8 protein-coding genes and 1 pseudogene are annotated in these 11,513 nt (G+C 56.9%); 5 read left to right on the top strand and 4 right to left on the bottom strand.

The genetic code is table 11. The features are described from left to right. Nucleotides 1-2 precede the first annotated feature (2 nt). From tssE to tssB, 3 genes are read right to left on the bottom strand one after another with little or no spacing between them, the layout of a single operon-like run. Nucleotides 3-413 (bottom strand): type VI secretion system baseplate subunit TssE, encoded by a 411-nt coding sequence (tssE, locus tag OSW16_RS17205; protein ID WP_241805374.1) that lies wholly within the window; start codon nucleotides 411-413, stop codon nucleotides 3-5. Continuing rightward, complete coding sequence (gene tssC, locus OSW16_RS17200) at nucleotides 410-1,900, bottom strand: type VI secretion system contractile sheath large subunit (RefSeq protein WP_267817106.1); 1,491 nt, start codon at nucleotides 1,898-1,900, stop codon at nucleotides 410-412. The genes tssE and tssC overlap by 4 nt, the downstream gene beginning before the upstream one ends. Nucleotides 1,901-1,917: 17 nt before the next feature. Next, nucleotides 1,918-2,421 (bottom strand): type VI secretion system contractile sheath small subunit, encoded by a 504-nt coding sequence (gene tssB / locus OSW16_RS17195; protein WP_241805372.1) that lies wholly within the window; start codon nucleotides 2,419-2,421, stop codon nucleotides 1,918-1,920. 336 nt (nucleotides 2,422-2,757) lie between these two features. Between tssB and vasI the strand changes: the two genes are divergently transcribed. From vasI to OSW16_RS17170, 5 genes and pseudogenes are all read left to right on the top strand, one after another. After that, nucleotides 2,758-3,390, top strand: coding sequence for a type VI secretion system-associated protein VasI (gene vasI, locus OSW16_RS17190; RefSeq protein ID WP_372490327.1), 633 nt, complete (start codon nucleotides 2,758-2,760; stop codon nucleotides 3,388-3,390). Further along, nucleotides 3,378-4,846, top strand: a pseudogene (gene tssA, locus OSW16_RS17185) (type VI secretion system protein TssA). Before vasI ends, tssA begins: the two are co-directional and overlap by 13 nt. Then, entirely contained in the window at nucleotides 4,843-8,448 is a 3,606-nt protein-coding gene (tssM, locus tag OSW16_RS17180; RefSeq protein WP_267817101.1) for a type VI secretion system membrane subunit TssM, read from the top strand. The pseudogene tssA and the gene tssM overlap by 4 nt, the downstream one beginning before the upstream one ends. A gap of 36 nt (nucleotides 8,449-8,484) precedes the next feature. Next, the gene (locus OSW16_RS17175) at nucleotides 8,485-9,534 is read left to right on the top strand and encodes a hypothetical protein (protein ID WP_267817099.1); all 1,050 of its coding nucleotides are present in this window, start codon (nucleotides 8,485-8,487) and stop codon (nucleotides 9,532-9,534) included. Between the two features lie 362 nt (nucleotides 9,535-9,896). Continuing rightward, entirely contained in the window at nucleotides 9,897-10,115 is a 219-nt protein-coding gene (locus OSW16_RS17170) for a hypothetical protein (protein WP_267817097.1), read from the top strand. 413 nt (nucleotides 10,116-10,528) lie between these two features. Here OSW16_RS17170 and OSW16_RS17165 read toward each other — a convergent pair whose 3' ends face one another. After that, nucleotides 10,529-11,317 (bottom strand): SDR family NAD(P)-dependent oxidoreductase, encoded by a 789-nt coding sequence (locus OSW16_RS17165; RefSeq protein ID WP_267817095.1) that lies wholly within the window; start codon nucleotides 11,315-11,317, stop codon nucleotides 10,529-10,531. Nucleotides 11,318-11,513: the final 196 nt, after the last annotated feature.

Below are 11,513 nucleotides of genomic sequence, written 5' to 3'. Positions count from 1 at the left end.
GGTCACCTCACGCGGGTGTGGCGGTTATGGCCGTTGACCAGCAGCTCCAGTTGCAGCTGCTCGGTGTGGTTGTTGACCTGCACGTGGCAGTCCAGCCGGAAATGCAGTTCCAAGGGGGCATGACAATCGGGTACTGCCTTGAGCGTTCGCACGTGCACGCGCGGCTCGAAGCGCTCAATGGTGCGGCGGATGTCTGCGCTCACTTGCTTCAGGAGGTCGCCGCTGCTTGCGTCGTGCCGGTTGAAGTCATGCAGGCCCAGCTCAGGGCTGCTTTGTGAGCAACCCTGGCGAGCGTTGAGCAACGTTTCGAGGTGGCGCTTGATGGCGGCGAACTTCTGGGTAGCGTTTTCTTGCCTGGACAGCGCCCGGCCTGCGAACGGGTTCGTCACCAAGTCATCGAAAAATCCACTCATTGGGTATCAAGCCGGCCAACCAGGGAGATTTCGAAGTTCGCTCCCATGTACTTGAAGTGCGGTCGTACGGCGAGAGAAACCTGGTACCAACCCGGTTCACCGGCAACGTCCGAAACTTCGACCTTTGCAGCGCGCAACGGGCGACGGCTGCGCACATCGGCAGACGGGTTTTCCTGGTCGGCGACGTATTGCTTGATCCATTTGTTCAGCTCGGACTCAAGGTCCTTGCGCTCTTTCCAGCTGCCGATCTGTTCGCGTTGCAGCACCTTGATGTAGTGAGCCAGCCGGTTGACGATGAACAGGTAGGGCAGCTGGGTGCCGAGCTTGTAGTTGGTCTGCGCTTGCAGGCCTTCCGGGGTCTTGGGGAAGTTCTTTGGTTTTTGTACCGAGTTGGCTGAGAAGAACGCGGCGTTGTCGCTGTTCTTGCGCATGGTCAGGGCGATGAAGCCTTCTTCGGCCAGCTCGAATTCCTTGCGGTCGGAAATCAACACTTCGGTAGGGATCTTGGCCTGAAGCTGGCCTAAGGCCTCATACAGGTGCACCGGCAGGTCCTCGACTGCGCCACCCGATTGTGGGCCGATGATGTTCGGGCACCAGCGGTAGCGGGCGAAGCTGTCGTTGATGCAACTGGCCAGCAGAAAGGCGGAGTTGCCCCACAGGTAATTGTCGTGCTGTCCGTCGATGTCCTCGCGGTAGTGATAGCTCTGGACCGGATTTTCCTGCGGATGGTAGGCCGAGCGGAGCATGAAGCGTGGGCCGGTCAGCCCAACATGCCGGGCATCCTCGCTTTCACGGAAGGCACGCCACTTGGCATGCCGTGGGCCGGCGAAAATGTCCTTGACCTCCTTGAGGTTTGGCAGCTCTTCGAAGCTGCTGAGATTGAAGAACTCAGGAGACGGCGCTGCGAGAAAAGGGGCGTGTGCCATGGCGCCCACCGAGGCCATGTAACTCAGCAGTTTGATATCTGGAGAGGAGGGGCCGAAGTTGTAGTTGCCGACCATCGCGGCAATCGGTTCACCGCCAAACTGGCCATAACCTGCGGTGTAGACATGTTTGTAGATGCCACTGCAGGTGATGTCGGCTGAGTTCTCGAAGTCGTCGAGCAGATCACCTTTGCTGACGTGCAAAACTTCAAGCTTGATGTTCTCGCGAAAGTCTGTTCGGTCGACTAAAAGCTTGAGGCTTCGCCAGGCGGATTCAAGTTGCTGGAACTCGGGTTCATGCAGGATGGCATCCATCTGCTTGCTGAGTACTCGATCCAGCTCCGCAATCATCTGATCGACCCGGTGTTTGTTGATGAGTTGATCTGGGTCATGACTTTTAAGGATTTCGGTAATAAAGGCAGACACGCCTTGGCGAGCGACTTGATAACCCTCTTGGCTGGGAACCAATTTGGTTTCCGCCATGATCTGGTCGAGCAGGGTAGCGTTGCTCAGCGTTTCGGTCGTTGTTTCAACCGCGACAGTCGTGTTGTTTTGCTTTGGCATAGGGACGCTCCGTTGTCTCAGTCTTCTTTCGGCGCTTCAAGCACCAAGTCCAGTTCCTGGGCCAGCTGTTTGCGCGCTTGCTCGTCATTCAGCAGGTGCTGCAGTTGCTTGCGGAACGTGGGCACGTTGCCCAGGGGGCCTTTCAGGGCGACCAACGCTTCGCGAAGCTCCAGCAGCTTGTTCAGCTCCGGTACCTGTCGCGCGATGCTGTCGGGCCCGAAATCGTTGATGGACTTGAACCGCAGGCTGACCGCGAGCTCTGCGTCGGGGGCCGTGCTGAGCACGGAGGGCACGGACATCACCAGGTTGACATCGGCATCGTTCAACACATTGTTGAAGGAGTGTTTATCGATGCGCATGACCGAGCGGTCCTCCAAGGCGCGGGCATCTTTCAACCCGAAATCACCAAGCACCAGCATCTTATGCGGCAGCTCTACTTCGGCCTGTTCATCGCCAGTGGCGGGTACATATTTGATGTTGATGCGTTCTTTAGGTGCAACTGACCCTGTGGCTTTTGCCATCGCCGAATATCTCCCTTGTTAATTGTGGGCGTGCGTAAAAGTTATGTGGTGTGCGTCAGTATGTTTTGTAGGAAATTTCCCTGATGTTGGTCTGCGGTATAAACAAAAAAACAACGGTGTTTTAAACAAGCTGGCGGGCTGTATGGGGCGCCCAAAAAAAACATGCGCTCGGTTTGCATGTTTGGTCGAGTGCAAAAGTGTTAAAAAATATTTGTTTGTCGCACAGGAATTTTATCAGCTAGGCTGTTGTCGATTTCCGGATTCAGAAGTGCCTGATGGTTATTTGGATTCGTTGGTGATCAAGGAGTGTGTGCTGTTGAAAGGGAGTTACTTGCGATGGCTGGTAAAAATTCTTACATAGTAAGTCTTGCACTGGTGCTCAGCTTTCTATCGATGTCCGTGTATTCCGATCAGGATTGTCGGCGCATCGTTTCCAATTTGGAGCGCTTGGCCTGTTTCGATAGATCGGCCGGAACGCCTGCTCATCTTGTGCCTGTGCAATGGTCCGCGCCGGAGCAAGACTCGCCCACGTTGCGTCGTGTGTTGACCAATGAGGTGGGACGGCCCCCAGAGGACCTGACGTTTCGCCTCAAGGCTGAAGATGATGGGCTGATGATCTCGGCGCCGGCAATTGCTTCGGTCGCTCCGCATACCTACCTGGTCATCAGCTGCGTGCAAAATATTTCCAGGTTGCAACTGGTTACCGCACAACCCATCGAGGCCAGCCGGGTGAACGTGCAGTTGCAGGGTGAGCGGGGTTCAACTGTCCCTACCCTCTGGCAAGTGACGGAAAACGGCCAGGTGCTTGACGCTGGCAGAGGCTTGCCGGGCATCGAGCAGATCAAAAAGCTGATAAAGGCCCATCGCATTCAGGTCCAGAGCGATAACCCAGCCGTTGACGGGCTGCTTTTCGATGCCCATGGGCTGGACCCACTCATCGATGAGGCGCGCAACGCATGTCGCTGGTAGCAGAGGTCACCGCACAGGACATTGCCCGGCTGCTTGCCCCCATCGACGCACAGAACCCTGCCGGCCTGTTCGACGTGGAGGACGAAACCTACCAGGCCATTGACCAGGAGATGGTCAAGCTGGGTGGGCTGCAGGAGCCCTCCATCGATTGGGCATTCATCGAAGAAGCGTCCCGCCAGTACTTGGGCCAAGCGTGCAAGCACTATCGCATCGTCGCGCACCTGAGTGTCGCTTGGCTACGTAGCCGATGCTGGGAACGCTGGGGTTTTACCCTGGCCTTGTTGGCCGGCATGGTCGAAGCCTATTGGGAAAGTGCACATCCTAAACCGGGCCCTAAAGGGTTTCTCGGTAAGCGTAAGCTGGTTGCCCTGACACTGATCCGCTTGGCCGAGGCATTACCGCGCCTGGATCGCTTCACCTTCAGCCCCGCGCACGCGGCGGCGGCTCAGGGCGCACTGCAAAGGCTGCAACAGCAGCGCGATGCAGCGCAGCTCGAAGAAGCGGCCCTGAGCGAGCTGGATCGGTTACTACGCAAGCACATGGAGCTTGCTAACGGGCTCACTGAGCCCCCCACGGAAAAGCCCCCTGCAAAAGGCAGCAAGTCTGCGTCGTTGGTCGAGGTCATCGCCACGCCAATGCCCCGTGTGTCGTTCGCCAACGAGCGTGAATCACGAAGAGCCATGCTCACCATGGCTGAGCTGATCAACCAGCAGGACCCCTACGATCCTGCTGGCTACCAGTTGCGTCGTTTCGGCTTGTGGGCCCACATCCAGACGGCGCCTGAAACCAGGCACGGCCATCGCACTGAGCTGATGGCGGTGCCGCAGGAGATCGCCGGGGACTATGAAGATGCCATCGCCGGCACTGCAGTTGACGTGGCCATCCTCCAGCGGATCGAAAAGAGCGTGACGGCCAGTCCCTACTGGATACGTGGCAGTTTTCTCGCAGCGAGCGCTGCCACGCGCCTGGCGATGGGCGAGGTGGCTGAGGCTATCCGCGCAGCGAGCGCGCGGTTCGTACAGCGCATACCTGCGCTGCAGCAGCTGTGCTTCAGCGACGGCAGGGTATTTGTCGACGACCAATGTCTGGCGTGGCTCCGGGGGGCACAAGGGCAGTCCGATTCGGGCGCAGTTTCGCAGGAATTCGCAACGCTTCGAGAGGAACTGGCCTGCCAGCTGGAAACCAGCGGCGTTGAAGCGGTATTGCTCAGGCTGCAGGGCATGCAGGCGGACTTCCGTAGTTTGCGTGAGCGCTGCCATACCACCGTGATCGCGGCTGATCTGTTGTCTGCCCGGGGTGTGTCCTGGCTGGCCCAGGATTTGTGCGCAGGCGTTGCTCGAACGATGCAGGAAACCTCCGCCAGCGCCTGGGAACCTGAGGTGTTTCAACGCCTTCAGCAGTATGCATCCACCATCCCTCGCGGGCTGATTGCAACAAGAAACGGGAGTCACGATGAGTCGAGTGTGGAAGCATCTTAAACGTTGGGGCCTGCCCCTGCTGACGGGTGTCGGCCTGGCCATGCCGCTGCTGCTTGGGCTGGGCGCCGTCTTGCTACTGGCTGCGATCTGGTGGCTCGGCCCGCAATGGACATGGCGCGAGCAGCAGCCGCTGGCGAGCGTGGCGCATCGCGCGCTGGCTAGCCTGACACTTGTGTTGGTGCCGCTGCTCTGCTGGCTGGTGGTCTTGCACGGGCGTTCGCGCCGCCTGCAGGCGCAGCGGCAGCAGGCGGTGGCCGCTGAGCTGGATGATGTATTGCCCTTCGTTCAGGCACAAGAAAAGGCATTAGACCAAGGGCTGGCGCGTTATCTGGACAACGCCGGTGGCCGACGTGCGTTGTATCGGCTGCCCTGGTATCTGGTGGTGGGTGACGAACAGGCCGGCAAGACCAGTTTTATCGACCGTACTGAACAAAGCTTTTCCCTGACCCGTATCGACAAAGCACAAGCTCGGGGCCGACAGGCGCAAGCATTGGCACACCCGATAGGCTGGTGGGTCAGTGACGACGCCGTGATCATCGACCCTCCGGGCGCCTTCATTCGTCAGGGGGCGTTGGCGGGCTTGTCCGAAGCATCGAAAACATCGAACCCACCCCCTGCAACCTCGGCCAGGTTGTGGGAACACCTGTTGGGCTGGCTGGTGCGTAACCGAAGCCAAAGAGCCCTCAACGGCCTCTTGCTGGTTGTCGACCTGCCTGCTTTGCTGCAGGGGGCACCTGAGCACCGTGTTGCGCTGGCGCATGTCTTGCGCGCGCGGTTGTATGAGGTAAGCAATCAGTTGGGATCGCGCCTGCCAGTGTATGTGGTGCTGACCAAATTCGACCTGCTGGACGGTTTTGACCAGCTATACGCCGCGCTGCCTGCCGCCACACGGGAAAAAATGCTGGGCTTCACCTTCAAGTTGGAGGCTGCCGGCACGTTCGACGATTGGCTGGAGGAATATGGTGAACACTACCGTCGGTTGATCAACGATCTGTTCGAACAGGTGGTCGAACGGCTGGACGTCCTGAACGGTGCAGCACAGCGCTCGCGTCTGTTCACACTGCATGGGCAGCTGATCGGGTTGCGTCCGATACTGCTTGGCTTCTTGAAAGAAGCCCTCGCGAGTGACCGCTTCACCACCCCGGCTCTGGTGCGCGGTGTTTACTGGTCCTCGGTCGTGCAGCAGGGCGACATGCTCAACGCGTTCGTGCGTGAGGCGGCGCAGCCCTACAAAACCGAGTTTCCGCTGCGTGAGGGCAAGTCGCAGGGGCCGGCGCTGGTCTATTTCATTCAGCATGCCTTCCGGCGTGTCATCTACCAGGAAGCCGGGCTTGCCGGAGACAACATCAAAGTGGCACGCAGCAAACGGCGGTTGCTGTGGGTGGGTTCTGCAGTAGGCGGGCTTGCCTTCTGCGTCGCCATCGCCAGTTGGCAGCGCTACTTTGACATCAATGGCGCCAAGGCCGCCAACGTGCTTGCCAAGAGCAGTGAGTACAGCCATCACCAAGTGGACCAGCGTCTGGACCCCTCCGGGCGCAACCTGTTGGAGCCCCTGGACCAGATTCGCGATGCCGTGTCGGTGTTTGGCAACTACCGTGATGCATGGCCGGGTATTTCCGACCTTGGTTTGTACCAGGGGCGCGCCATCGGCCCCCGCGTCGATGAGGCCTACCTGGCTTTGCTTTCCAAGCGTTTCTTGCCCGCCCTGGCAAGTGGCGTGATCGATGCAATGGACGCTGCACCACCTGGCAGTGAACAGCAAATGGCTGCTCTTCGTGTTTATCGAATGCTGGAGGACCGCCAGAATCGCCGGCCCGAATGGGTCGAGGACTGGTTCGCCCATCAGTGGCAACAGAAGTATCCCGGCCAGGGGCAACTGCAACGCGACCTGATGCGGCACCTCAACTATGCCTTGGCCTATGCCGATACCGATCTGCCGCAGTACAGCCAGCGCATTGCCGAGGTGCAGCAGACGCTGCGCCAGATTCCCCTGCCAGAGCGAGTCTATGCGGGCCTGAAACAGCAGGCTGGGGAACAGCTGCATGTTGGCTTGGATCTGCGTCATCAGGTGGGGCCAGCGTTCGATGTGGTGTATCAGCTGTCGTCTCGCGCCGGGCAGGGTGAGGGGGTACTGATAGCACCCATGCTCACCGCCAAAGGCTTCAAAGAGTACTTCGAACCCCGTAGTCAGCGGTTTGCGGAAATGGCGATGATCGACCAGTGGGCGCTGGGTGAGCGCGGTCAGCTTGATTACTCGGATGCCGACCGGGAGGCGCTAGGCGAACGGCTGCGTAACTTGTACAGCGCCGATTTCATTGACAGCTGGCGGCGCGCCTTGAATGCCTTCGCGGTGGCTGACTTCCGTGATCTGGATCATGGGGTCGCGATCCTGCAGCAATTGACCGGGCCTGCGGCGCCCCTGCATCGGCTATTGGATGCTGTGAAGGACAATACGTCGCTTTCATCGGCCGTGGGCGCAGAGTCTCTTGCGCAAGCCGGGGCGTTGCGGCCCGCAAGTAGCAAACCCGAGCAGCAACAGGCATTGGCTATTCAACGGGCCTTTGCTGGGCTGGGTGCCATGCTGCAAGCAGCCGGTGAGAAACCCAGCTATTACGATGAGACCCTCGGTGCGATCACGGCCGTGCACGACTATGCCAAGTCGGTGCAGGATAGCCCTGACAGAGGCAAGGCCGCGCTGCAGGCCGTGCATCAGCGATTCTCGATGAAGGGGCAGGACCCGATAGGCACCCTGCAGCGGGTGGCTACTGGCTTGCCGGAACCCATCAACCATCAGGTCCGGAAGGTCGCCGATCAAACGGCGCAAGTGCTGAATGTCGAAGCCCTGCTTGAGTTGGAGCGGCGCTGGGACGCTGAGGTCTATAGCTTCTTCCAGCAGCGCCTGGCCGGGCGCTACCCCTTCGTGGTGCGGGCGCCCGATGCCTCCTTGGACGACTTCGAGGCGTTCTTTGGCCCGAAGGGGCGGCTTCAGCAATTCCATGATCAATACCTGAAGGTCTTCCTGCAGGAAAACCTCGAAAGCCTGCAAGCCGGCCATCAGGGGCAATCACTGATCCGTAGCGATGTGATCGAACAGCTGGAACGGGCAGACCGTATCCGTGAGACCTTCTTCGATCAGCGCGGCAACCTGAGCGTGCAGTTCAGCATCGAGCCGTTGGGCCTGAGTGCTAATCAGCGTACAAGTTTGCTGGACCTCGACGGCCAACTGATTGCCTACACCCATGGCCCGAGCCAAATCACCGGTATCGTCTGGCCTAACACCCTGGGGCAGCAGGTGCGCAGCAACCTGACCTTGCTGAGGCAGAACGGCAACAGCAGCAGCCTTGAATACCGTGGCCCCTGGTCGATGTTCCGCTTGCTCAGCCGTGGCTCGCTCAATGGACGCACGGCGGCCAGCGTGGACCTGAGCTTCAGGGCCGGCGATGGCGTGATGCGCTACAGGCTCAACGCTGAAAAAGCATTCAACCCCATTACTCAGGAACCGTTCAAAGGTTTTCGGTTACCTCGTGGGTTGTTGCAGCAGATACCGAAGATGGCACAGGCGCATGACGTTTCCATGTGAGAACCAAAGGCTCTCGTTGATCAGAGGGGATACTAGATGAGTGAACAACGTGGTAGTCACTGCGCTACATATTTCGATGTGATTAATAAATTTAAGCAGTCGTTTGGAACTGAGTTTGACAAGCTGCCCTTCCAAACCAGTAGTGGCCAATCTATTGTAGGTGCAGATTTTAATGGAGCTATTAGCGGGTGCGAGATACTTGATCGGCAAGGTTTGGGCTGGATGTGTCAGTGTAGGCTGTTTGATGAAAAAATCAGGCTGACCTCTGAGGGTGAAATGCTGCCTGCCGGTAGTAAATACATAATTACACTGGCGGATGGGCGTATCGTTTCCGGCTGTACCGATGAGGCAGGATGCACGGAGAGAATTAAGAGCTCAGAACCTATCGGTTTTGAAAAAATTGAGATATTCGTAGACGATCTAAGTCCATGTTGCGGCGATGGACATACAGGAGAGGTTTTGCTTTCGGTGGATTTGAACGGTGTCCATACATCTAAAGAAGGATTTGGGCAATCTGAGAAGCATGTCACTGTCGAGAAAGGCTATAGACCATTGACCGAAGGTGAAGTTGGTCTCGCCAGACTTCTATTCAAGGACTCAATAAATTATGGGTCTGTAAGGGTCTATAATAAAAAATATTTTGCATTTCATCCCAAGCAAATGGCCATCGCGCCTAATGGTCATATATATTTTCATCCTGCGGACTTCAAAGAAGACTTTTCGGTCGAAAGGACTAGGCTTAAGCGGTGGTTTATCCACGAAATGACACATGTATGGCAGCATCAACTTGGGTATCCAGTACTATGGCGAGGGTTAATCCGCTTTGGCCTGCCTTATAGGTATGAGTTGGCTGAGGGGCGGAGGCTAAGCGACTATAATATGGAGGCGCAAGGGGATGTGCTGGCGGACTATTTTGTGCTGAAGTTTTTGAAGGCTCCAGGTTCAATCAATATGGGTAATTATTCCGACTCGCTATGGTTGTACGAGGATGTTCTTGGTGAATTTATTAATGATCCGCGATTGGCGATTCATTTGCCGTGGTTCGGTTATTTGTTCGTCCATTTTTTTGATGTCATGTCTAGGTGACGTGCGTGTTAATAACGCTTCTGTATGGGGTAGCGCTGGAGGAGTATGTTTCGCTCCAAGCGAGCGGGGCGGCGAGGCCCCAATTCTACATGCAGTAGAGGTTTATGATATTTCCGAGTCTCCCTCTGTGCTCGTTTGGTCATTCTATTTTCCGCCGACTCTGGGGAGGCCGGCGCTTAGTTCGGAGTGCCTGAGTTATGGGGTTCTCCCTAATGATGCGATCAGCGAAAAAGATGCAGAAGCGCTAAGCGCTGGGACCGTCTACGAAGTATTTATAAATGCTCGCTATTCAGATCCATACAGCTCGGTTTCTGGTTTTTCCAGGCGCTTTTGTCTGAAGCCTGAAAAAGAAGTTGTCGTGATTGACTATGATGATTATAAGGGTTGGGACCATTCAATTTGCAGGTAGGCGCGGTCGATGGGCAATAAGTATTGTGGCGCACCATGGTTCTGTTGAAAACGGTTGCAGCTTTTGTACTGTGATTATCGCTGAGCAAAAATTTCAGGTCTTATTTATTATGCTTGAAATTGCCGATCAGTTGCTTTGCGCTATCACCGTGCTTAGCGGCGAGGCTGGTTAATCAGTCTCAAGCCGGAGCGATATTACTTTTATTCGATAAGCTTGGCCGAGGTATTTCACCTCATAAAGGTTTCCAGTTGCCACGAGGGCTATTGCAACAGTCGCCCAAGCTGGGGCCTAGCACGCAGGCAGGTTTATAAAGGGGAAGATCATGCAAACGGAAGAGCGAGTAAAGGCGCTGAATTATTGTGCCCGCGCCATCGAACAACTGGAGTCTGGCATTCATACCGTGCGTAAGGATATGCCCGGTATCCTGCACGCCCATTACGCCGTCGTGAGGCTTTTGCGTGAAAGTGTGAAGTTCATCCTGCCCAACTGCGCTGAGCGAGTGGACATGGGCCCCGTTACGCTCAGTCGAGAAGCTACCCTGGTGTCAGAGGTAGCTTCGAGCTCCGCAGGAACGCGTACTCCCAATCATTTGGAGCTTGGTCGGCCCGGAATGTGACTGAGGATTGATTTGGAGAAGCCGCCGTCCACACAAATATCCTGTCCGGTAACATATCCGGCAAGAGGGCTTACCAGAAACTCGATCACATTTGCGATATCCATTGGCTCACCGATTCTCGCCAGTGGAATGATCACTTCACGTGCTTTTTTAATCTGCGGGTCGGCGTACATTTTTTCAGACATCGGTGTATGCGTCATGCCTGGGGACACGACATTGACTCGGATTCCGTCAGGCGCCCACTCCAGCGCGAGGGTTTGGGCGAGCATTGTCAAGGCTGCCTTGGTGGGGCTGTAAGCGCCCGAACCGGCATGCGGAAGCTGGCCAGACATCGACGAGGTGAAGCACGCCGAGCCACGACTCTCGCGCAAATAGGGGTAGCTGGCTTTGGCAAGCAACCAGGCACCGCGAAGGTTGACGGCGAACATGTCGTCCCAATCCTTGAGGGACAAATCACAGATCGCGCCGGGGCTGGCGACGCCGGCATTCGCCACAAGCGTATCAAGCCCACCGAACTCCGCGATTGCAGCTGCTACGAGTTGGTCAGGTACTGCAGGATCGCCAAGGTCACCACACAGCGAGATCGCGATGCCCCCCATCGACTCTATCTTTCGAACGACCTCATCCTGGGTTGCGTTTGGGGTATGCCCGCACACGGCAATTTTCGGCTGCGAGCCCCGGGCAAGCGAAGCCTCCGCGATTCTCACACACGTAGAAGCACCGATGCCGCTACTACCGCCACTGACCAAAGCTCTCATTTAACAGCCCTCGCACACAGATTTTATTGTAGGTGGAAGCCCTAACCTACAAAACTGGGTGCGGCTTTGCAATCAAATTGACAACGTAACTCGATTCCATTATCGTTTTTTCATCATCCAGGTGCCCTCAGCAGCGCAGTGGCTGCCGCCATCCAGTACATCCAAGCCCGCGGATTCGTGCGGCTATAGTGGTCAA

The organism is Pseudomonas putida, assembly GCF_026625125.1.
Taxonomy (GTDB): Bacteria; Pseudomonadota; Gammaproteobacteria; order Pseudomonadales; family Pseudomonadaceae; genus Aquipseudomonas; species Aquipseudomonas putida_X.
Note: the sequence above shows the minus strand (reverse complement) of the source record. Positions and strands in the feature narration are given on the sequence as shown.